The sequence below is a fragment of the Nakamurella alba genome (assembly GCF_009707545.1).
Taxonomy (GTDB): Bacteria; Actinomycetota; Actinomycetes; order Mycobacteriales; family Nakamurellaceae; genus Nakamurella; species Nakamurella alba.
On record NZ_WLYK01000008.1, the window covers coordinates 192,296 to 214,202 of the forward strand.

Annotated in this window: 20 protein-coding genes; 15 read left to right on the forward strand and 5 right to left on the reverse strand. The window is 72.8% G+C overall.

Features of this window, described 5'->3' with window-relative positions; translation table 11 throughout:
• Positions 1 to 24: 24 nt before the first annotated feature.
• Complete coding sequence (locus GIS00_RS18630) at positions 25 to 927, reverse strand: SDR family NAD(P)-dependent oxidoreductase (RefSeq protein WP_322098117.1); 903 nt, start codon at positions 925 to 927, stop codon at positions 25 to 27.
• Between the two features lie 190 nt (positions 928 to 1,117).
• Here GIS00_RS18630 and GIS00_RS18635 point away from each other — a divergent pair, with 190 nt between their 5' ends.
• From GIS00_RS18635 to GIS00_RS18655, 5 genes are read left to right on the forward strand one after another with little or no spacing between them, the layout of a single operon-like run.
• A complete protein-coding gene (locus GIS00_RS18635; protein WP_322098118.1) occupies positions 1,118 to 2,221 on the forward strand; it encodes an acyl-CoA dehydrogenase family protein in 1,104 nt (367 codons plus the stop codon).
• The gene (locus tag GIS00_RS18640; protein WP_154769955.1) at positions 2,218 to 3,456 is read left to right on the forward strand and encodes an acyl-CoA dehydrogenase family protein; all 1,239 of its coding nucleotides are present in this window, start codon (positions 2,218 to 2,220) and stop codon (positions 3,454 to 3,456) included. The genes GIS00_RS18635 and GIS00_RS18640 overlap by 4 nt, the downstream gene beginning before the upstream one ends.
• Positions 3,453 to 4,643, forward strand: coding sequence for an acyl-CoA dehydrogenase family protein (locus tag GIS00_RS18645; RefSeq protein WP_154769956.1), 1,191 nt, complete (start codon positions 3,453 to 3,455; stop codon positions 4,641 to 4,643). The genes GIS00_RS18640 and GIS00_RS18645 overlap by 4 nt, the downstream gene beginning before the upstream one ends.
• A complete protein-coding gene (locus tag GIS00_RS18650) occupies positions 4,640 to 5,650 on the forward strand; it encodes a phosphotransferase family protein (RefSeq protein WP_154769957.1) in 1,011 nt (336 codons plus the stop codon). Before GIS00_RS18645 ends, GIS00_RS18650 begins: the two co-directional genes overlap by 4 nt.
• Positions 5,647 to 6,033, forward strand: a complete 387-nt coding sequence (locus GIS00_RS18655; RefSeq protein ID WP_154769958.1) for a DUF6285 domain-containing protein — start codon at positions 5,647 to 5,649, stop codon at positions 6,031 to 6,033. Before GIS00_RS18650 ends, GIS00_RS18655 begins: the two co-directional genes overlap by 4 nt.
• A gap of 43 nt (positions 6,034 to 6,076) precedes the next feature.
• On the opposite strand, the gene GIS00_RS18660 is transcribed toward GIS00_RS18655, so the two are convergent.
• Positions 6,077 to 7,723: an AMP-binding protein gene (locus GIS00_RS18660; protein WP_154769959.1), complete on the reverse strand. Its 1,647-nt coding sequence runs from the start codon at positions 7,721 to 7,723 to the stop codon at positions 6,077 to 6,079.
• A gap of 333 nt (positions 7,724 to 8,056) precedes the next feature.
• On the opposite strand from GIS00_RS18660, the gene GIS00_RS18665 reads away from it, so the two are divergent.
• Genes GIS00_RS18665 through GIS00_RS18710 form a run of 10 tightly spaced genes read left to right on the forward strand, consistent with a single transcriptional unit; the run spans position 8,057 to position 18,806 of the window.
• On the forward strand, positions 8,057 to 9,247 hold the full coding sequence (locus tag GIS00_RS18665; RefSeq protein ID WP_154769960.1) for an ABC transporter substrate-binding protein: 1,191 nt from the start codon (positions 8,057 to 8,059) through the stop codon (positions 9,245 to 9,247).
• Positions 9,248 to 9,299: 52 nt separating this feature from the next.
• A complete protein-coding gene (locus GIS00_RS18670) occupies positions 9,300 to 10,187 on the forward strand; it encodes a branched-chain amino acid ABC transporter permease (RefSeq protein WP_154769961.1) in 888 nt (295 codons plus the stop codon).
• Complete coding sequence (locus tag GIS00_RS18675) at positions 10,180 to 11,094, forward strand: branched-chain amino acid ABC transporter permease (RefSeq protein ID WP_154769962.1); 915 nt, start codon at positions 10,180 to 10,182, stop codon at positions 11,092 to 11,094. Before GIS00_RS18670 ends, GIS00_RS18675 begins: the two co-directional genes overlap by 8 nt.
• Positions 11,091 to 11,882 carry an ABC transporter ATP-binding protein gene (locus GIS00_RS18680; protein WP_154769963.1) on the forward strand — a complete coding sequence of 264 codons (792 nt, stop codon included), beginning with the start codon at positions 11,091 to 11,093 and terminating at the stop codon, positions 11,880 to 11,882. The genes GIS00_RS18675 and GIS00_RS18680 overlap by 4 nt, the downstream gene beginning before the upstream one ends.
• Positions 11,879 to 12,583: an ABC transporter ATP-binding protein gene (locus GIS00_RS18685; RefSeq protein ID WP_196073355.1), complete on the forward strand. Its 705-nt coding sequence runs from the start codon at positions 11,879 to 11,881 to the stop codon at positions 12,581 to 12,583. Before GIS00_RS18680 ends, GIS00_RS18685 begins: the two co-directional genes overlap by 4 nt.
• Positions 12,584 to 12,641: 58 nt before the next feature.
• Positions 12,642 to 14,138 carry a class I adenylate-forming enzyme family protein gene (locus GIS00_RS18690; protein ID WP_196073356.1) on the forward strand — a complete coding sequence of 499 codons (1,497 nt, stop codon included), beginning with the start codon at positions 12,642 to 12,644 and terminating at the stop codon, positions 14,136 to 14,138.
• On the forward strand, positions 14,131 to 14,919 hold the full coding sequence (locus tag GIS00_RS18695; protein ID WP_154769966.1) for an enoyl-CoA hydratase/isomerase family protein: 789 nt from the start codon (positions 14,131 to 14,133) through the stop codon (positions 14,917 to 14,919). The genes GIS00_RS18690 and GIS00_RS18695 overlap by 8 nt, the downstream gene beginning before the upstream one ends.
• On the forward strand, positions 14,909 to 16,465 hold the full coding sequence (locus GIS00_RS18700; protein ID WP_154769967.1) for an acyl-CoA carboxylase subunit beta: 1,557 nt from the start codon (positions 14,909 to 14,911) through the stop codon (positions 16,463 to 16,465). Before GIS00_RS18695 ends, GIS00_RS18700 begins: the two co-directional genes overlap by 11 nt.
• Positions 16,459 to 17,907, forward strand: a complete 1,449-nt coding sequence (locus tag GIS00_RS18705; RefSeq protein ID WP_154769968.1) for an MFS transporter — start codon at positions 16,459 to 16,461, stop codon at positions 17,905 to 17,907. Before GIS00_RS18700 ends, GIS00_RS18705 begins: the two co-directional genes overlap by 7 nt.
• The gene (locus GIS00_RS18710; protein WP_154769969.1) at positions 17,904 to 18,806 is read left to right on the forward strand and encodes an SDR family NAD(P)-dependent oxidoreductase; all 903 of its coding nucleotides are present in this window, start codon (positions 17,904 to 17,906) and stop codon (positions 18,804 to 18,806) included. Before GIS00_RS18705 ends, GIS00_RS18710 begins: the two co-directional genes overlap by 4 nt.
• Positions 18,807 to 18,837: 31 nt before the next feature.
• Here GIS00_RS18710 and GIS00_RS18715 read toward each other — a convergent pair whose 3' ends face one another.
• The 3 genes from GIS00_RS18715 to GIS00_RS18725 are packed head-to-tail and all read right to left on the reverse strand — an operon-like array spanning position 18,838 to position 21,850.
• A complete protein-coding gene (locus GIS00_RS18715; RefSeq protein WP_154769970.1) occupies positions 18,838 to 19,869 on the reverse strand; it encodes a phosphotransferase family protein in 1,032 nt (343 codons plus the stop codon).
• Positions 19,866 to 20,846, reverse strand: coding sequence for an LLM class F420-dependent oxidoreductase (locus GIS00_RS18720; protein WP_322098119.1), 981 nt, complete (start codon positions 20,844 to 20,846; stop codon positions 19,866 to 19,868). Before GIS00_RS18720 ends, GIS00_RS18715 begins: the two co-directional genes overlap by 4 nt.
• The gene (locus GIS00_RS18725) at positions 20,843 to 21,850 is read right to left on the reverse strand and encodes an NAD(P)H-dependent flavin oxidoreductase (RefSeq protein ID WP_322098120.1); all 1,008 of its coding nucleotides are present in this window, start codon (positions 21,848 to 21,850) and stop codon (positions 20,843 to 20,845) included. The genes GIS00_RS18720 and GIS00_RS18725 overlap by 4 nt, the downstream gene beginning before the upstream one ends.
• Positions 21,851 to 21,907 lie beyond the last annotated feature (57 nt).

The window sequence follows — 21,907 nt, forward strand, 5'->3', positions numbered from 1 at the left end:
CTCTCCCGGGGTGGTCGGCCGGGTTCAGCCCGACATGCCGTAGACCTGGCCGCCGGTGGCGAGCAGCACCTGGCCGGTGATCCAGTCGCTCCACGGCGTGCAGAGCAGGAAGACCGCGCCCGCGGCCTCCTGCGGCGAGGCCACCCGGCCGGACGGGATCGACTGTGCCGCCACGGTCATCACCTTCTCGGACAGGCCGAGCCGGACGTCGCCGCCGGGCAGGTGCAGCACGTTGTCCGCATCGCGCGGGCGGGTCAGCCGGGTGTCGACCGAACCGAACCCGACGGCGTTGACGTTCACCAGGTGCGGGCCCCACTCCTTGGCCAGGCTCTTGGTCAGCCCCACCACTGCGGCCTTCGCCGCGGCGTAGTTCGCCTGGTAGGCGCTGCCCATCAGCGCGATCGAGGTGATCGAGACGACCTTGCGGAACACCTCCCGGCCGGCGGCGCGGTCCCGCTCGGCGGCCGCGATCAGGTGCGGCCCGGCGGCGCGGAGCACGGCGAACGGTGCGGTGACATGGATGTCGAGCATCGCCTGCCAGGCCTCGTCCGACATCTCCACCAGCCGGGCGTTCAGGTTGTAGCCGGCGTTGTTCACCACGATGTCCAGCTCGCCGGCGCCGAGGTCCACCGCGGCAGCGACGATCTCGGCCGGGTGGCCGGGTGCGGTGAGGTCACCGGCGAGGACCGCGGTGGACCCGGCCGGCAGCGCTGCGGCGGTGGCGGCCAGGCCGTCGGCGTCCACATCGGCGAGCAGCACCCGGGCGCCGTGTGCGGTGAGCAGGCCGGCGGTGGCGGCGCCGATGCCGTGGGCGGCACCGGTGACCAGCGCGGTCCGGCCGGCCAGCAGATCCGATCCGGCCGAGATCACCCCGGGGCCCGTGCGTCCGTCGTGGATCGATTCCTGGTGCTGCTCGCCGGTCGTCACGGGCGGTCGTCCTCTCCTCGGGCGCTCGCCCGATGATGGTCCGCCGCGGGGTGGTGGCGAGCCTCGGCGGCCGCACCCGTTGTCGAACAGTCCAACGGCCGCGTGCGCCGGTGCCCGGCGAGCTCCCGCGGGGCGTGAGGATGACCGGACAGCCGGACGGGGCGGTGAGGGGCGGTGAGGCGAGGTGGTCGTGGAGTTCGAATGGAGTGCCGAGCAGCTGGAGCTGCGCAGCACCGTGCGTGCGTTGCTGGACCGGCACGCGCCGGTGGCCGCGGCCCGGCGGCTGGCCGAGCACGGGCAGCGGCAGGACCCGGAGCTGTGGCGCGCGCTGGCGGAATCGGGTCTGACCGCTCTGGCGGTGCCCGAGGAGTACGGCGGCGCCGCCGGGCCCGACGGGGCCGGTGCGGTCGAGCTGTGCATCGTGGCCGAGGAGATGGGACGCCGGCTCACCGGCGGGCCCTACCTGTCCACCGCGGTGCTGGCGACTGCCGCCCTGCGCACCGCCGGCGACGACGACTGCAACGCCGAACACCTCCCGGCGATCGCCGACGGGACGTCGACCGCGACCCTGGCCGTGCGCACCGGCGGTACTCCCGCCCGGGTCCGCGACGGCCGGGTCACCGGCGACTGGACCGGCGTGCCGGACGGGGCGGATGCCGATCTGCTGCTGCTCGTCGCCGCCGAGCCGGACGGTGGCCCGTCGCTGTTCGCGGTGCGCCGGGACAACCCGGGGGTGACCACGTCCGCGCTCGAGGTGCTCGACGGCACCAAAGGTCTCGCTACCGTCACGCTCACCGACGTGCCGGCGCAGCGGGTCGGGACACCGGGATCGGCCGGGGCGGTGCTGGACGCGGTGGCCGTGACGGCGGCGCTGTTCCTCGCCGCCGAGCAGGCCGGTGCCTGCGCGCAGGTGGTGCAGGTGACCGCGGAGTACGCCCGCACCCGGCGCCAGTTCGGCCGGGCCGTCGGTCAGTTCCAGGGGGTCAAGCACCGGCTGGCCGACATGTCCGTGCGCAGCGAGAACGCCGTGTCCGCCGCGTTCCACGCCGCCTGGCAGCCACCCGGGAGCCCGGAACAGCGCACCGGTGCCGCGGTCGCCGCACGCTACGCCACCGTGGCCTTCTCCCAGCTCTCGCGGGACATGATCCAGCTGCACGGCGGCATCGGGTTCACCTGGGAGCACGACGCGCACCTGTACCTGCGCCGCGCCCGGGCCGACCAGCAGTTGCTGGCGGTGTACGGGCCGCCGGTGTCCGTGCTGGAGGACGCGATGCTGGTGGAGGCCGGGGCATGACGACAACAGCGACGCCGGTGACCTCACCCGGCACGGTCCCGACCGCCGCACAGGTCCGGGAGTTCGTGGAAGCGCACCTTCCCGACGAGTGGCGACGCACCCTCGACGCAGGCGATGCCGCCGCGCTCGAGCGGCTGCGGCTGGACCCGGAGCACGGGCGCGCCTGGTACGAGGTGCTCGGCCGGGCCGGGCTCGCCACCCCCACCTGGCCGGCGGAGTACCACGGGCTCGGCCTGACGCCGGCCGATGCCGCCGGGATTCGCGCCGCACTGGCCGATCTCGGGGTCGGCCGGCCGGCGGCCGACGAGGTCGGGATCGACATGGGCGGGCCGACGGTGCTCGAGTGGGGCACCGACGAGCAGAAGGCCCGCTGGCTGCCGCCGCTGGCACGGGGCGCGCAGCGCTGGTGCCAGCTGTTCAGCGAACCGGGTGCCGGGTCCGATCTGGCATCGCTGGCCACCCGGGCGGTGCCGCAGCCCGACGGCGGGTGGCTGGTCACCGGGCAGAAGGTGTGGAACTCCTACGCCCACATCGCCGATCTCGGGATGCTGCTGGCCCGCACCGATCCCGGCCGGCCCAAGCACCACGGCATCAGCTTCTTCGTCGTCGACATGCACGCCCCCGGCGTCGAGGTGCGGCCGCTGCGGCAGATCACCGGCGACAGCGAGTTCAACGAGGTGTTCCTCACCGACGTGCGGCTGCCACCGGACGCCCTGCTCGGGCCGCTGCACGCCGGCTGGCGGGTCGCCATCTCCACCCTGATGTCCGAGCGCAGCAGCATCTCCGGTCGCCCCTCCATCGGACCGGGCCGGGCGACCCGGTTGGTCCGGCGGGCGCTGGCCACCGGGGCCTGGCAGGACCCGCTGCTGCGGGACCGGCTGGTGCAGCTGTTCGTCGAGGAGCGTGCCCTGCAGACCACCACCATCCGGGCCTCCGTCGAACTCGCCCACCAGCTGCCCGGCGCCGAGGGTTCCGTCCGCAAACTGCGCAATGCCGAGCTGGACGAGACCGCCGGGCTGCTCGCCGCCGACATCGACCCGGACGCGGTCACCGCCTGGGACCCGTCCGGGCCGCGGCCGTCCGCCGTCGACGACTTCCTGCAGATGAAGAAGATCAGCATCGCCGGCGGCACCTCGGAGATCCAGCGCACCATCATCGGCGAGCGGATGCTCGGCCTGCCCAAGGATCCCGATCCGGACCGGGACCTGCCCTTCGACGCCAGGACGGTCCGATGAGCACCGCGCACCCGGCCCCTGCGACCGCACACCCCGAGATCCTCGACAGGATGCGGGACTTCATCGACGGCGCGGTGATCCCGGCGGAGCCGGTGCTGCGGGCCGGTGGACCGGAGTCGGCGGAGGTGATGACCGGCCTGCGCGCGCAGGCCAAGGAACGCGGACTCTGGGCGTTGGGTCACCCGGCCGAGATCGGCGGCGGCGGACTGCCCTTCCTGGACTACGCGCTGGTCAACGAGATCATCGGGCGCAGCTGGTACGGCCAGGCGGCGACCGGCACGATCTCCACCCAGGACTCGATCATGCTGCACCTGGACGGCACCGCGGAGCAGAAGCGGCGCTGGCTGGCACCGATGGTGACCGGCGACGTGCTGCCCTCTGTCGCGATGACCGAGCCCGAGGTCGCCGGCTCCGACCCGACGCTGATCCGCAGCACCGGCGAGCTCGTCGACGGCGAGTGGGTCGTCAACGCGCACAAGTGGTTCACCACCGGCGCCAGCCGGGCCGGTTTCACCACGGTGTTCGTCCGCACGGAGGGGCCGGAAGCGGCGCCGCACCGGGCGATCTCGGCGATCCTGGTGCCGATGGACACCCCAGGGGTGCGCATCGACCGGGTGCTGCACACCATGGGCAGCACCGCTGGCGACCACTGCGAGATCTCGATGACCGACGTGCGGGTGCCGGCCGACAGCCTGGTCGGCGCCCGCGGCGAGGGGTTCGTCGTCGGGCAGCGCAGGCTCGGGCCGGGCCGGATCTTCCACGCGATGCGCTGGCTGGGCCAGGCGCAGCGCGCCTTCGAGTTGATGTGCGAGCGGGCGAACCAGCGGTTCGCGCACGGCTCGCTGCTGTCGGAGAAGGGCCAGATCCAGCGCATGGTCGCCGATTCCGCCGCCGAGATCCAGGCGGCCCGGCTGCTGACCCTGGACGCCGGGCGGGCCTACGACCTGGACGGCCGCGCCACCGTGCAGATCAGCCTGGTGAAGTTCTGGGGCGCGAAGGTGTTGCACGACGTGGTGGACCGGGCCATCCAGGTGTTCGGGGCGATGGGGGTCACCGAGGACACCCCGCTCGAGCAGATGTACCGGGAGGCGCGGTACGCGCGCATCTACGACGGCCCGGACGAGGTGCACCGGATGGTGGTGGCGCGCCGGCTGCTGGCCGACCCGTCGCGGGTGCCCTGGCGATGACCGCACCGCCGGAGATCCGGGTCGACGAGGAGACGGCCCGCAAGGTGCTGCTGCTGGCCGGTCTCGCGGACGAGGACGACCGGGTCGGGGTGCGCCGGCTGACCGCGGGGGCGTCCCGGGCGATGTTCCTGCTGCAGGTCCGGCCGGAGCACGCGCCGCCGGACGGCCCGGCCGACCGGTACGTGCTGCGGCTGCAGGGCGACACCCTCGGCGCCGCCCACGGTCTGCGGCTGGAGGCCGGTCTGCTGGAGCTGGCCCGGTCGGCCGGGGTGCCGGCCCCGCGGGTGCGCACGGTGCAGGACGACGGGGCGCTGCTCGGCCTGCCGTACCTGCTGATGGACCACGTCGCCGGCGACACGCTGCCCAAGCGCATCCTGTCCGCGCCGGGGCTGGCCGCCGCCCGCGGCGTGCTGCCGGCCCAGCTGGGGGTGGCCCTCGGCGCCCTGCACGGGGTCCCGGTGGAGTCCACGGTCGCCCGGCTGGACGGGCTCGCCGTCGGCGCCGACGAGATCGCCGTCTGGCGCGACATCCTCGATTCCTACGACCAGCCGCACCCGGCCTTCGAGCTGGGCATGCGCTGGTTGGAGGAGCACCGGCCCGCGCCGCTGCCGCCGGTGCTGCTGCACGGCGACTTCCGGGTCGGCAACATCATCGTCGACCCGTCGGGTCTGGCCGCCGTGCTCGATTGGGAGCTGGCCCACATCGGCGATCCGCGTGAGGATCTCGGCTGGCTGTGCGCGCCGAGCTGGCGGTTCGGCAGCCCGCTGCCGGTCGGCGGGGTGGGTGACTACGAGCAGCTGCTCACCCCGTACCGGGAGGCCACCGGGCTGGACGTCACCGCGCCGGACCTGCACTGGTTCGAGGTGCTCGGCACCCTGCGCTGGGGCGTGCTCTGCGTCGGCCAGACCATGCGGCACCTGCGGTCCACCACCCGCTCGGTGGAGCTGGCGGCACTGGGCCGCCGGGTGTGCGAGATCGAGTGGGACCTGTTGGAGGCCATCACATGAGCACTGCCGACACCGGACCGGAACCGGCCCGCGCACCCAACGACGTGCCGTCGGCCGGTGATCTGCTGGAGGCGGTCCAGGAGTTCCTCACCGGCACCCTGCTGCCCGCGGCCGGCGACGACACCCGTTTCTACATCAGGGTGTCGGCGAACGTGCTCGACGTCGTCCGGCGCGAGTTGGCCGGAGCGGACGAGCGCAGTGCCCGGCACGCGCGGGCGCTGGCCGGGCTCGGGGTGGCGGACGAGCGGGAGCTGGCCGCGGCCATCCGCAGCGGCGCCCTCGCGTACGACGACCCGGCCGTGCGGGCGGTGGTCACCGCCACCGTGCGGGAGAAGCTGCTGGTGGCCAAGCCCGGCCACCCGGGTGCGGGCCTGCCGTCCTGAGGGCGGCCCCGCAGTCCTGGGGAGAACTGACAGCGTCCGCGGCTCAGGGACTGTCGTGCCGGGCCTCGACGCCGTGCGCCCGCGCGTCCCACACCCGGTCGGTCAGCCCGGCGGCGCGCAGCTCGCCCTTCTGCACCTTGGCCGTCGGGGTCCGCGGCAGTTCGTCGTACACCTCGATGTAGCGCGGCACCATGAAGTACGGCAACCGACGGCGCAGCTCGGCGTGCAGGCTCTCCGCGGTCCACTCCGATCCCGGGGTGCCGGCGTCCGGCGCGGCGAGTTCGACGCAGGCCAGCACCTCCTGCTCGTAGTCGGCGCTGCGCACCCCGACCACGCCGACGCCGCTGATCCCGGGGATGCGCAGGATCTCCGACTCGACCTCGACCGAGGAGATGTTCTCGCCACGCCGCCGGATCACGTCCGAGCTGCGGTCCACGAAGAAGAACTGGCCGGTGGCGTCCTGCCGGACCATGTCCCCGAGGTGGAGCCAGAGTCCGCGCCACTTCTGCAGTGTCGCGTCCGGGGCGTGGTGGTAGGCGATCATCACCGAGTGCGGCATCCGCGGCCGGATCGCCAGCTCGCCGACCTCGCCCGGCGCCACCTCGATGTCGTCGGCGTCGACCACCCGTGCCTCGAAGTCGTCCCGGATCCAGCCGCACCCGCCCGGCACCGTCTGCCCGTACTGCGCCACCACCGGGGCGGAGGACTCGGTCTGGCCGAGCCCACAGGCGATCTCGACCCCGAACCGGGCCCGGAAGGCCGCCTCCTCCTTGATCACCGGCGCCATCAGCACCTTGCGCAGCGTGGTGTCCGCATCGTCCGGGCGCACCGGCTGCGCCAGCAGGAAGGTCACCATGGACGCCATCATCGTCACCTGGGTGGCGCAGAACCGGCGCACCTCGTCCAGGAAGCCGGAGGCGCTGAACCGCTCGACCAGGGCGCAGCTGCCACCCACCATCAGCGGTGCCAGCACCCCCGTCCACTGGCCGGCGATGTGGAACTGGGGCAGCGGCTCCAGCACCACGTCGTCGCCGTCCACCAGCGGCCAGTGGTGCGGATCGACGTAGCTGAACGGCAGCCCGTGCGGCTGCAGCACCCCCTTCGACGGGCCGGTGGTCCCGGAGGTGTACATGATCGCGTAGGGGTCCCAGGGCCGCACCGGATCGTCGGCGTCGGCGGGCTCGGCGGCATCGGACACCAGCAAGGACGTCTCGAAGTCCAGGACCTCGAACCGGCTGTGCCGCAGTGCCTCCGGGGCCGCGCCGCGGACCACCACCCGGCGCAGCGCCGGGATCTCCGCCTCGATGTCCAGCAGCCGGGTGGCGTACCGGTCCTCGATCACGATGGTGTCGGCGTCGGAGTTGTTCACCACGTGGGCCAGCAACGAACCGCGGTAGGCGGTGTTCACCTGCGCCTGCACCCGGCCGAAGCAGGCGGCGCCGAGCCAGGTCAGCACGTGGTCGAGGTGGTTGTCCATCATCAGCAGGCAGGTCTGCCGGCGGGCGATCCCCAGGGCGGCCAGCGCGGCGCCACGGGCCCGGGCGGCGTCCCGCAGCCCGGCATAGGTCAGCGTGGTGACCGCGTCGCGCAGTGCCGGCCGGTCCGCCCAGGCCCGGGCGCCGTCGTCCAGCAGGGCCGGCACCGTCCGGCGTTCCATCGGGATCTGCGGAGCCCTGGGCAACACGCTCATGACCGGCAGGCTCGTCCCGGTCCGGAGCTGCCGCAACACCGTTGTCGTGGGGTGTTTGTGGGGGCGCACAGAGCGGCTGCGGGTCTCCGGTGCCGCGGCGGGCGGAAGTCCCTAGCGTCACCAGCACGTCGCTGCCGTGGGTGAGCCGTCCGAGGGCCGGTGTCCGGTGTCCGCAGCGTCGTGCGCCATCGATCGGTCCGCCCTCGTGCCGATCGGCACCGGTCCCACCGGTGCCCGCCGGCCCCGGCCGCGCGGCCGAGAACTGATGCAACAGGACAGAGCGGTCCGGCACAACAGGGCAGGCGAGGAAGCGGCCCGGGAAAGAGACTCGAGATGCGGAAACGGTCGACGGCAACGGTGGCGGCGATCCTGACGGTGGGCGCGCTGGTCGCGGCCGGCTGCGGCTCCTCGGAGACGCCGTCCGGCGGTGGCACCGGCAGCGGCTCCGGTGGCCTCCCGGCCACCATCACCATCGGCGCCCCGCTGGACACCTCCGGCAGCGTCGGCGTGGCCGTGGTGGGCAGCGACGAGCAGAAGGGCGAGGAACTCGCCGTCGAGGAGATCAACAGCAGCGGCTTCCTCGGCAGCACGAAGATCGACCTGCGGGTGGTGGACACCCAGGCCGCGAAGGAACTCGCGGTGCAGGCGATCATCTCGATGACCAAGCAGGACCCCGTGGACGCCATCGTCGGGTTCACCCTGTCACCGTCGTTCCTGGCGGCCGGCCCGAACGCGCAGGCCGCCGGCATGCCGACGCTCGCGGTCGGGCTGTCCGGCGACGGCGTCACCGAGGTCGGCGACTACATCTTCCGCACCTACCCGGCGCTGTCCGAGCTGTACGCGAAGACCGATCCGGAGATCCTGAAGGCGCTGGGCGCCAAGAAGATCGCGTACCTGCACACCAGCGACAGCAGCAACATCGTCGGTCAGTACGAGTTCCGCAAGAAGGCGAACGAGGCGGCCGGCTACGAGACGGTGGCGGACGAGACGGTCACCTCGGACGCGATCTCGTACCAGGCGCAGCTGACGACGATCAAGAACGCGAACCCGGACGTGCTGTTCGTGAACATCAACGGCGGGCAGGACCCGACCTTCCTGGCCCAGTACGAGCAGGCCGGGCTGAACCTGCAGATGATGACCGACCTCGGCTTCCAGAACCCCGAGGTGGTCAAGCTGCCGGCCGCCCAGTGCGCGATCTTCGCCACCACCTGGGACGTCTCGTCCACGGCCGGGAAGAACAAGCAGTTCGTCGATGCGTGGACGAAGAAGTACGGCACCCCGCCGAGCCAGTACGCGGCGTGGGGCTACGAGGGCATCTACCTGATGGCGACCGCCTTCAAGAACGCCGGCACCACCGACAAGGCCGCCGTGCGCGACGCGCTCGCGAACCTGAAGGGCTTCGAGGGCGTGCTCGGCACGTACGACATGAACGAGAAGCGGACACCGAGCCAGGGCGGCATCCTGCTGCAGATCCAGGGCGGCAAGACCGTGGCGTGGACGCCGGAGACGAAGTGCGCGCTCTGATGTCACCCTCCAGCGCGGTTCACCGCGATGCCGGCCGGGTCGGGCGCGTCCGGTGAACGGGTTCCTGCAGCAGCTCGTCAACGGCATCGCCCTGGGCAGCGTCTACGCGCTGCTGGCGCTGGGCGTGACGCTGGTCTGGGGCGTCCTCAACGTGCTGAACTTCGCCCACGCGCAGTTCATCACCTGGGGTGCGTTCGGGGCCTGGTTCGCGCTGCAGCAGGGCCTGCCCGGCATCCTCGCCGTGGTGGTCGGGGTCGCCGTCGGCGCGCTGCTCGCGGTGCTGCTGCAGCTGACGGTGATCTCGGCCCTGCAACGGCGCGCCTCCAGCGATGAGTTCTCCTACGTGGTGGTCACCATCGGCACCGGCCTCGTGCTGGAGACGGTGGTCAAGACGCTGTCCGACTCGCAGATCAAGGCATTCCCGGTGGATGCCCTGCCCTCCGGCAGCATCTCGCTCGGCCCGGTCGACCTGCCGAACCTGCAGCTGGTGGTCCTCGGCACCACCGTGGTGATCATGGTGCTGCTGGCGGTGTGGCTTCGCCGCACCCGGCTGGGCCGGGAACTGCGGGCGGTGGCCTACTCCCGGGAGATCTCCTCGTTGCTCGGGGTGAACACGCAGAAGGTGTTCGTCACCGCGTTCGCGGTGTCCGGCGCGCTGGCCGCGCTGGCCGGCACCTTCGTGGCGGCGCAGACCGCGACCGTCTCGTACTCCAGCGGCGGCGTGCTGCTCACCCTCACCTTCGCGGCCGTCGTCGTCGGCGGCATGGGCTCGATACCGGGCGCGCTGGCCGGCGGCCTGCTGCTCGGGCTCGGCCAGGTGCTGCTCGGCAGCTACGTCAGCTCCGCCCTCGGCGACGGCTTCGCCTTCGTGCTGATGGCGATCGTGCTGATCGCCCGGCCGACCGGGCTCTTCGGACAACAGGTGGTGGCCCGTGCTTGAGTGGTTCTCCCGCAACGAGTTCTTCATCGACATCACGCTGATCTCCACGCTGCTGGTGATGAGCTTCTTCGTGGTCTTCCAGGCCGGCATCTTCTGCCTCGGCTCGGTCGGCTTCATGGCGGTCGGTGCCTACACCTCGGCCCTGCTCACCATGCACACCGGTATGCCGGTGCTGCTCGGGGTGATCTGCGGGGCGCTGGCCGGTGCGCTGACCGGGTTCGTGTTCGGGCTGATGGTGCTCAGACTCGAGGGGATCTACCTCGCGCTGGCCACCTTCGCGCTGGCCGAGGCGATCATCGTGCTGATCGAGACCGTCGGCTTCACCGGCGGTGTCGAGGGTCTGGTGGGCTACCCGACCGAGGTCACCACCTGGTACGTCATCCCGGCGCTGGTGCTGATGGGCGTGGTGCTGCAGCTGGTGCAGCGCTCGCACAACGGCCGGGCGATCCACGCGCTGCGGGTGGACCCGGTGATCGCCCGTGGGCTGGGCATCCGGGTCCGCGCCTTCAAGCTGATGGCGCTGGCCGGGGCCGGCGTGCTGGCCGGGCTGGCCGGCGCGCTCAACGCGCACGAGGTCGGGGTGATCAGCCCGGACCAGTACAACTTCACCATCCTGGTGCTGGCCCTCACCTATGCCGTCGTCGGCGGTGTCACCCACTTCTCCGGCGCGCTCATCGCCGCGCTCGTCTTCGGCCTGTTCCACGAGCTGCTCCGCGGTGCCGGGACCACCGCCGAGAACATCGGCTACGGCATCGTTCTGGTGCTGCTGATGCTCATCGCGCCGCGCGGCCTGGGCGATCCACGGCTGGCCCGGCTGCTGCGCCGGATCCTGCCCGGCGGGCGCCGGCGGGCCGTGCCGGCCTCCGCCACGTCCACCGACGCCGAGCTCGAGGACGCGCCCCGATGACCACCCGCACGCTGCTGGTCGAGGACGTCGGCAAGCACTTCCAGGGCGTCGCCGCACTCACCGACGTCTCCCTCGACGTCCGCCCGGGCGAGGTGCTCGGGCTGGTCGGGCCGAACGGCGCCGGCAAGACCACGCTGGTCAACGTGATCAGCGGGTACATGCCGCCGGCGAGCGGGCGGGTCCGGCTGGGCGAGGAGGTGCTGACCGGGCTGCGGATGGAGTCGGTGGCCCGGCGCGGCGTCGCCCGCACCTACCAGCATCTCCGGCTGATCGACGAGATGTCGGTGCTGGACAACGTCCTGGTCGGCCGGCACCAGCTGTTCCGGGTCAAACCGTGGCGCATCGGGGCCCGCCGTCGCGACGCCCGGGCGCAGGAGCAGGCCTGCCGGGAGCTGCTCGCCCGGCTGGAGCTGGACGCGGTCGCCGACCTGCCGGTGGAGAGCCTGTCCTACGGGATGCGCCGGCGGGTGGAGATCGCCCGGACCCTGGCGATGGAGCCCGAGGTGCTGCTGCTGGACGAGCCGACGGCCGGGATGACCCGGACCGATGCGCACGAGATCGGTGAGCTGGTCCGGCGGACCAGCCGGGAGGGGATCGCGGTGCTGCTGATCGAGCACAACGTCGGCCTGGTGACCGCGGTCTGCGACCGGATCGCCGTGCTGGACTGGGGCAAGGTGGTGCGAATCGGCACCCCGGACGAGGTCTGGTCCGATCCCGCGGTGCGGGCGGCCTATCTGGGCGCCGAGACCTCCGACGCCGCCGAGGATCCCGCGGAGGTGCAGCCGTGACCGCCCCGGTGCTCGAGGTGCGGGACCTGACCGTGCGGTACGGGCACGTCACGGCGCTGGAGGACGTCTCGCTGACCGTCGGCACCGGTGAGGTGGTCGCGGTGGTCGGCCCGAACGGCGCCGGCAAGACCACGCTGCTGCGCACCATGTCCGGCCTGGTGAAGCCCGCGTCGGGCGGGATCTCCATCGCTGGGCGGGATGTCGTCGGGCTGCCGGCCTACCGGGTGGCCCGGGCCGGACTGGCGCACGTGCCGGAGGGGCGCGGCACCGTCGCACCCCTGACGGTCGAGGACAACCTGCGCCTCGGCGCACTCTCGGAGAACACCCGGGAGACCGACCGCCGGATCGCCGGGATGTACGAGGTCTTCCCCGCGCTGGGCCGGCTGAAGCGGCGCCGGGCCGGGCTGCTGTCCGGCGGTGAGCAGCAGATGCTGGTGGTCGCCAGGGGTCTCATGTCGCAGCCGAGCCTGCTGGCGATCGACGAGCCGTCCATGGGGCTCGCGCCGATCATGGTGCGGGAGCTGGTCGGTATGCTGCGCCGGGCGGCCGAGACGGGTGTCGGGGTGCTGATCGTCGAGCAGAACCTGGCGCTGGCCACCCAACTCGCGGACCGGGCACTGATCCTGGTGCGTGGCACCGTCCGGGCCTCCGGCAGCCGCGGCGAGCTGCCCGCCGACCTGCTCGAGGAGTTCCTGGCATGAGCGGTGACAGCGGGCGGTACCCGTGCTGACCCACCGGCAGATGCTGGACCGGGGTGCGGTGAGCTACGGACCGCGGACCGCCCTGGTCGACGCCTCCGGCCGGCGCATCACCTACACCGACCTGGACCGGATGACCGATGCGCTGGCCGCGGGGCTGCTCGGCGCAGGCGCCCGGCCCGGGGAGACGAGCGTCTGGCTGAGCGGCAACTGCCTGGAGTACCTGATCGCCTACTTCGCGACGGCCAAGGCGGGGCTGGCGTTCTCGCCGCTGAACTACTGGCTGCGGCCGGCCGAGCTGGAGGGCCTGGTCGACCTGGTGGCGCCGTCGGTGGTGTTCGCCGGCCGGGAGTGGACCGACGTGCTGGACGCGATGCCGGCGGTCGGCGCAGCCCGCTCCCGGGTGGTGCTCGGCGGCGCCGCGACGGGCTGGACCGGCTGGGACGAGGTGCTCACCGGGCCCGGCTCCCTGGACGGGGTGCCGGACGACGAGAACGCGCTGCACGAGATCGTTTTCACCTCCGGCACCACCGGCGCCTCGAAGGGCGTGATGCGCAGCCAGCGCGGGCGGATCCTGGACTCGGTGTTCTCCGCCCTGGCCTTCGAGGTCCGGCGCAGTGAGAACCTGGTGTTCTGCGGGCCGCAGTTCCACATCGGCGGGGCGTCGGTGCCGAACCAGGTGCTGGTGCAGGGCGGCACCGCGACCATCGTGGCCTTCGAGCCGGAGGTGGTCGGTGCGGCCATCGCGGGCGGGGCCAGCTACATGATCGGTGTGCCCGCGCACTACCACCTGCTCTTCGACTCCGGGGTGCTGGAGAAGATCGACACCACCCGGATGCGCGGGTGCTACGTGGGGGGCAGTGTGGCGAGCAAGGCGCTCTTCGGCTCGATCTCGGACCACTTCCCCGCCGCGGACCTGGTGCAGGGCTACGGGTCCACCGAGTCCGGCCCGCACACGCTGGCGCTGCGCGGCCAGGATTTCCTCGACCACTACGGCACTCTCGGGCTGCCGGTACCGGGCACCGAGGTCCGGGTGGTGGACCCGGCGGAGGCCGCGCGCGAGCTGCCGGCCGGCGAGATCGGCGAGCTGCTGGTGCGGTCGGACTCGGTGATGTCCGGATACTTCCGGCGGGACGACCTGACGGCGGCGGTGCTGTCCGCCGACGGCTGGCTGCGCACCGGGGATCTGGTCAGCCGGGACGAGCAGGGCTTCTTCACCCTGGCCGGCCGGGCCAAGGAGATGATCATCAGCGGTGGGGAGAACGTGTACCCCAAGGAGGTCGAGGACGTGCTGAGCGAGCACCCGGCGGTGGCCGAGGTCGCGGTGATCGGCATCCCCGACCCGGTCTACGAGGAGCGGGTGCTGGCGCTGGTGCGCCGGTCCGGCGACGCCACCGGCACCACCGGCGAGGAGCTCCGGCAGTTCGTCCGAGCCAGGTTGGCCGGCTTCAAGACACCGAAGGACGTGCACTTCGTGGACGACTTCCCGCGGACCGGGATGGGCAAGATCGCCAAGGGCGAGCTGGCGCAGCAGTACGGGACGGTGTTCGATGCCTGAGAACGGGACTCCTGCGCCGACTGTCCAACTGGCCGGGCCGGACGAGGCCGGGGTCGCGGTGCTGTCCTTCGACACCGGTCGGCCGGCGAACTCGATGACCCGGGCCGCGGTGGACGCGCTGGGCGCTGCGGTGCACGAGGTGTCCCGGATCGACGGCGTGCGGGTGCTGGTGATCCGAGGCCGGGACGAGGTGTTCAGCGGGGGAGCGGATCTCGGCATGCTGGCCGGGATCTCCGAGCCGGACTACGTCGGCTACATCGACGCCGAGTTCGCGCTCTTCGACGCGGTCGAGGCGCTGCCGTTCGTCACCGTCGCCTCCGTCGCCGGGGCCTGCCTGGGCAATGCCGCCGAGCTGGCGCTGGCCTGCGACCTGCGGATCGCCGGGGACGACGCCCGGTTCGGCCTGCCGGAGACGCGGATCGGCTTCCAGGGGCCGATGGGCCGGGCGATCCGCTACGTCGGGCTGGGTGTGGCGAAGTACCTGCTGTTCACCGGCGAGGTGCTGTCCGCGGCCGGTGCCCGGGAGCTGGGCCTGGTCACCTGGGACGTGCCGGCCGTCGACCTGGCCACCGAGACCGCGCGCCGGGCAGCGGAACTCGCCGCGCTGCCACCGGTGGCGCTGCTGGAGACCAAGCGCAACCTGGCGGCGGCGTTCCCGGCAGTGGCGCAGTGGACGGATGCCGAGAAGCGCTCGTCGCTGACCACCTTCCGGACCGCCGACGCGCGGGAGGGCCGGCAGGCCTTCCTGGACCGCAGGGCACCGGTGTTCCGTGGTCGCTGAACCGGTGGTCGGGGCGCCCGATGCCGTGGCCGACCTGCACGAGCGCGCCGCGCGGATCCGCGACGGGATGGGCGGCGCGGCGAAGGTGGCCGCGCTGGCGGCGGCCGGGCGGCTGACCGCGCGGCAGCGGATCGACGGCCTGCTGGACGACGGGACCTTCGACGAGATCGGCACCTTCGCCCACTCGGCGCGCCCGGAGGACGCGGCGTCGACCCCGGGCGACGGGAAGATCGGCGGCTTCGGGCGGGTCGACGGGCGACCGGTGACCGTGGTCGCCGACGACATCACCGTGAAGCGGGCCAGCACCTCGGCGGTCGGGGCCCGCAAGATGCGCCGGCTGTTCGAGACCGCGGTGCGGGACGGGTTGCCGTTCGTGTTCTTCGGCGAGACCGGCGGAGCACGGATCCCGGACATGATGGGGTCGGCCGGGTTCGGCGCGATCGGACCGCTGCTCTACCCGTCCGGACGGGCCCGCAGCGTGCCGATGGCCACCGTGATCGTCGGCGAGTCCTTCGGCGCCTCCTCGTTCCTGGCCGGGGTCAGCGACCTGGTGGTGCAGGTGCGCGGCAGTGCACTGGCGGTCAGCTCGCCGAAGGTGATCGAGGTGGCCACCGGCGAGCGGATCACCATGGAGGAACTGGGCGGGGTGGACGTGCACGCCCGCACCACCGGCCAGATCGACCTGGTTGCCGAGGACGAGCAGCAGAGCTGGGACCAGGTGCGCCGCTTCCTGTCCTACCTGCCGTCCAACGCGCAGCAGCCGCCGCCGGTGCTGCCGGCCGTGGCGCCGGAGGATCTGGGTCCGCTGACCTCGCTGGTGCCGGCCGAGCGCCGCCGCGCCTACGACGCCCGGCGGCTGGTCCGCGGCATTGTCGACGCCGGATCACTGATGGAGCTGCAGCCGCAGTTCGCCCGCAGCCTGGTCACCGGGCTGGCCCGGATCGGCGGGCACCCGGTCGGCGTGCTGGCCAGCCAGCCGCTGCACCAGGCGGGCGTGCTGGCCCCGCAGACCTGCGACAAGGCGACCCGGCTGATCCTGCTGTGCGACGCGTTCGGCCTGCCGCTGGTGTTCCTGCACGACACCCCCGGCTTCGTGATCGGCCGGCAGGCCGAGCACCAGCGGCTCATCGCCAAGGCGATGCTGCTGCAGCAGGCCGTGCTGATGGCCGGCGTGCCGAGACTGTCGGTGATCGTGCGGAAGTCGTTCGGGCTGGCCGATCACGTGATGAGCGGGTTGGGCACCGGGGCGGACCTGCTGGTGGCCTGGCCCGGCGCCGAGATCAGTTTCATGGACCCGCTCGCGGCGGCCAACGTGCTCACCCCGGACGGCGCGGGTCCGGCCGCCGAGCGGGTGGACGCCGGCACGGTCGGCGCGGTCACCTACGACACCGGGCCCTACCCGGCCGCGGCCGGGATGCACCTGGACGAGGTGATCGACCCGGAGCGCACCCGGGAGGTGCTGCTGTGTGCCATCGAGCGGTACCGGTTGCGGCCCTTCGCCTCCGGCGCGGACCGGCCGCTCGCCCGGTGGCCCCTTGCATGGTGAGGCCCGCCTCCGGTGCCCACCCGCGCCGGGTGTTCGCGGTGCTGGCGATCGGCGTGATCGGGTTCGGCGTGCTGCAGTCGCTGGTGCTGCCGATCCTGCCGACGGTGCAGCACCACTTCGGCACCAGCCAGCACGACGTCACCTGGGTGCTCACCGCCTACCTGCTCAGCGCCTCGGTGGCCACCCCGATCCTGGGCCGGATCGGCGACACCTTCGGTAAGGAGAAGGTGCTGGTCCTCACCCTGGCCGTGCTGGCGATCGGCTGTGTGCTCGCGGCGGTCGCGCCGTCCCTCGGCTTCCTCATCGCGGCCCGCGCGGTGCAGGGCATCGGCGGCGGCGTGCTGCCGCTCAGCTTCGGGATCATCCGGGACGAATTCCCGCCGGCCGGGGTGGCCGGCGCCATCGGCGCGGTGTCCGGCCTGCTCGCCTTCGGCGGTGGGCTGGGTGCGGTGGTGGCCGGGCCGATCGTCGACTGGCTCGACTTCCGGTGGCTCTTCTGGTTCTCCGCGATCGCGGTGGCGCCGGCGGCGCTGTTGGTGGCGCTGGTGGTGCCGGCGTCGCCGGTCCGGCTGCGCAGCCGGATCAACGTACCGGCGGCGCTGCTGCTGTCCGCAGGGCTGACCGCGCTGCTGCTCGGCGTCAGCCAGGGCCCGGTGTGGGACTGGGCGCCGCTGCCGGTGATCTCGTTGTTCGCCGCGGCCGCGCTGCTGCTCGCCGGCTGGGTGCGGGTGGAGCTGCGGTCCACTCACCCGCTGATCGACATGCGGATGCTGCGCCGTCCCGCGGTGCGCACCACCAACCTGGCCGCGGTGTTCTTCGGCGCCGGGCAGTTCACCGTCGTCGGCTTCCTGCCCACCTATGTGCAGACCCCGGTCTCCGCCGGTTACGGCTTCGGCTCCTCGCTGACCGAGTCGAGCCTGTTCCTGCTGCCGCAGACACTGTGCATGGCGCTCTTCGGGGTGCTGTCCGGCCTGATCGGCCGGCGGATCGGCGCGAAGGGATCGTTGCTGTCCGGCCTGGTGCTCACCGTGGTGGCCTACGTCGGGTTCGCCTGGTTCTCCACCGAGAAGTGGGAGATCCTGGTCGGTTCCGCGGTGCTCGGCGCCGGGATGGGACTGTCGGTGGCGGCGATGGCGACGATCGTCGTCGGTGCCGTACCGCCGGAGCAGACCGGTGTGGCCAGTGGGATGTCGGCCAACATGCGCACCGTCGGCGGCTGTGTCGGTGCCGCGGTGATGTCCACCGTGGTGGCCGGCGACCCGCAGCTGCTGGTGCCGTCGGCCGGCGACTGGCGCAACGGCTTCCTGTTCCTGGCCGGCTGCGCGGTGGTGGCACTGGTCGCGGCGGTGACCGTGCCGGTGCGCCGGGCCGGGGCGGTGACGGTGACTGTGACGGCGCGGACCGATGATCCGGTGAGAACTGCTGAGAGGACAACACGATGACCGAGGCAACCCCGTTGACCGGACGATCGGTGCTGGTGACCGGCGCGTCCCGCGGGCTGGGGCGCGGCTTCGCGGTCGCGCTGGCCGCCGCCGGCGCCGACCTGGTGCTGAACGGGCGCGACCCGGAGGCGCTGGAGGATCTTGCACGCGAGCTGCGCGGACGTGGATCCCGGGTCGTCACGGTGTCCGGGTCGGTGGCCGAGGAGGACGTCGCGCGCCGCGCGGTGGCCGCTGCCGTCGAGGAGTTCGGCGGGCTGGACGTGCTGGTCAACAATGCCGGGATCACCCGGGACCGGTCGGCGCTGAAGATGAGCACCGCCGAGTTCGACGACGTGGTCGCGGTCAATCTCCGCGGCGCCTGGCTGTGCGGGACGGCGGCCATGGCGGCCATGCGGGGCGGCGACCGGCCCGGCGGGGTGATCCTGAACGTGGTGTCCGAGGTCGCCTTCTACGGTGCCTTCGGCCAGTCCAACTACGCCGCGGCAAAGGCGGGCCTGGTGGCCCTGACGCTGACCTGGGCGGTGGAGCTGGCCAAGCAGGGGATCCGGGTCAACGCTTTCTCGCCGGCCGCGCTCACCGACATGTCGCAGGTGGTGATGGACCGGGCGACCACGGCGGCGGCCGCGGCCGGTGAGGCCGCCCCTGTCCCGGCCGACCTGGGCATCGGCCTGGTCGAGGAGATCGCCCCGCTGGTGGTGCATCTGGTCTCCGACGCGTCGGCGGACCTGACCGGGCAGGTGTTCTCGTTCGACGGCCGGCACCTCGGCGTCTGGTCGCACCCGGAGACGACCTCGGTGGCGCACCGTCCGTCCGGCTGGACGGCGGACGGGGTCGCCGAGGCGTTCCGCAGTGGCGAGCTGGTCGCCCAGCGGACCCACCGGCCCTCCTGGGTGGAGTGACGCGGGGCCGGGTGAGACGGTCTGCGGTGGCTCAGCTCTCGTCGAGGGCGGCGGCGGCCGCCTCGGCCAGCGCGATCACCTGACGGCCCTGGGCGTCCACGTCGAAGCCGTCGTCGCCCATCTTCCCGGTGCGGTACCGGGCGTAGATCCCCTCGCAGATGCAGGTGAGCCGCCAGAGCGCGAACGCCCGGTACCACGGTGCGGCCGAGACGTCGTGCCCGGTGATCCGGGCGTAGGTGGCCGCGAGCTCGCTGCGGGTGCCGAAACCCGGTGCACCGGTGGGGGACTCGAAGACCTGCTGCTCACCCGGTTCGTACCAGGTGGCCAGCAGCCAGCCCAGGTCCGCCATGGTGTCGCCGAGGGTGGCCAGCTCCCAGTCCAGCACGGCGTTCACCGTGCCGGTGGGGGAGAGCAGCACGTTGCCGACCCGGTAGTCGCCGTGCACCAGGCCGGTGTACCGCTGCGGGGGAACGCTCGCGGCGAGCCGGTCGTGCACCTGCTCGACGAGCGGGATCTCCCGGGTGCGAGAGGCGTGGAACTGCCGTAGCCAGCGTCGCAGCTGCCGGCTGCTGTAGTCCTCCCGCCGGCCCAGGTCACCGAGACCGACGGCGTCCGGGTCGATCCCGTGCACGGCGGCCAGCACCCGGACCAGGTCCGCGGTGGCCGCCGGGCGGACGTCCGCCGGGAAGGCCGCACCGTCGGCGGCCGTGTTGAGCACCACCCCGGGCACCAGATCCATCACGTAGAACGGCGCACCGCCGAACACCGCCGGGTCCTCGCAGACCCCGCGGGCGGCCGGCACCGGCACATCGGTGCCGGCCAGTGCGGAGATGATCCGGTGCTCCCGGGCGACGTCGTGCGCGCTCTGCAGCAGCTCGCCCATCGGTGGCCGGCGCAGCACGTAGTCGTGCCCGGCCCCGTCGGAGATCTTGTAGGTGAGATTCGAACGCCCGCCGGCGATCAGCGTCAGTTCCGGTGTGCCGTCGAACGGCACGCCCCGGCCCTGCAGCCAGCCCAGCAGGCCGTCGGTGCCGGTGGGATCGGCCGTGGTGGTGCTGCTCATGCCGCACCCGGCCCGAGCGAGCGGATGACGTCGTTGCGGTCGCCGGACAGCACGGTGACCGCCAGCATCGGGCTGGTCACCCCGGCCGCGACGTACTCGTCGATCCCGGCCCGGATCTGCGCCGGGGTGCCGAGCAGGAACAGCTCGTCGACCACGGCGTCCGGGATGGCGGCGAGGGCGCCGCGCCGGTCACCGGCGGCCCACGCGGTCCACATCGGTTCCAGCGCCGGTCCGCGGCCCAGCCACCGGTGGAAGTCGGCGTAGACCGGCACGTTCAGGTAGGCGGCGATCTGCCGGCGGGCCGCGATGCGGGCCTGCTCCTGGTCGTCGGCCACGATCGCGAACAGCCGGGCGGCGATCTCGGCATCCGGATTGCTGTCCAGCACATGGTGTTTCACCGCGGCGACGTCACCGGCGGACAGCCAGTTCAGGATCACCCCGTCGGCCTCGGTACCGCCCAGCTCCAGCATCCGCCGGCGCAGCGCGGCCACCAGCAGCAGCGGCGGCCGGGCCGGGACCGTCTGCAGCCGGAAGCCGGTGATGTCGAAGCTGTCGGTGTGCAGGTCGACCTTGTCGCCGGACATCGCCGCGCGCAGGAAACGCACCACGTCCCGCACCCGGTGCCAGGGCCGCTGGAACGGTATGCCGTGCCACTGACCGACCATGATGTCGCTGGAACTGCCGATGCCGACCAGGGTCTCGCCGGTCGGATGGGACGAGACCAGGTCGGCCAGCCCGGCCGCCTGCATGGTCAGCAGTGCGGGGCTGCGGATGAACGCACCGGCGATGGCGGTGCCGTAGCGCAGACCCGGGTGCAGGGTGGCGGCCGCCACCAGCGGGGTGAAAGCGTCCGGGCCGGTGCCCTCGGCGCTCCAGATGTCGGTGAAGCCGGACGATGTCGCCGCCTCGACGATGCCGGCGAGCTCGCCGAGCGACTCACCGGCCAGCGGCACGGTGAGTCCGAGATGGGCGGTCACGAGGAGACTCCCGAGCTCGCCGCGACCGGATCGGACCGGAGCAGCCCGGCCAGCCCGGTGGAGATGAGCAGTTCCGCCTGGTCCAGGATGCGGCGCACCAGCACGGCCACCGGCGGCACGTCGTGCACCAGCCCCTGGGCCAGCCCGACGCTCCAGATCCCGCGCTCCGGGTCGCCCTCCTCGTAGACCAGCCGCCCGCGGGCACCGGCCACCAGCTCCCGGACGTCCTCGAAAGTGCCGCCCCGGCCCTCGATCCCGACCACCTCGTCGCTGACCGAGTTGCGGGCGACCCGCGCCGTGTTGCGCATGGTCCGGAAGATCAGCCGGGTGTCCCGCTCGTCCTGCTCGACGATCCGCTGCTTGATCCGCGGGTGGATCGGGGACTCCTCGGTGGCCAGGAACCGGGTGCCCATGTTGATCCCGTGCGCACCGAGGGCCAGCGCCGCCACCAGGCCGCGGCCGTCGGCGAACCCGCCGGAGGCGATGATCGGCACGGTCAGCGCGTCGGCGGCGGCCGGGATCAGTACCAGGCCAGGGATGTCGTCCTCACCGGGATGCCCGGCGCACTCGAAGCCGTCGATGGAGATGCCGTCCACGCCCACGCGTTCGGCCGTGCGGGCATGCCGGACGGCGACCGCCTTGTGCAGCACCTTGACCCCGCCGGCGTGGAAGTCCGGGATGTGCTCGGCCGGGTTCTGCCCGGCGGTCTCCACCACGGGTATGCCGGCCTCGATGATCGCGGCCCGGTACTCGGCGTACGGCGGCGGCGAGATCGACGGCAGGATCGTGAGATTCACCCCGAACGGCTGATCGGTGAGCTCGCGGGTGCGGGCGATCTCCCGGGTCAGCGCCTCCGGCGTGGGCTGCGTGAGCGCGGTGAGGAAGCCCAGGCAGCCGGACTCGGCCACCGCGGCGACGAGCTCGGCCCGACCGACCCACTGCATGCCGCCCTGGGTGATCGGGTGCCGGACCCCGAAGGTCTCGGTGAAGCGGGTGTGCAACACGGGTGCCCCGTTCCCCGGATGCGGCGATCCGGTGCAGGTCCTGTTTCTGGACAGCGG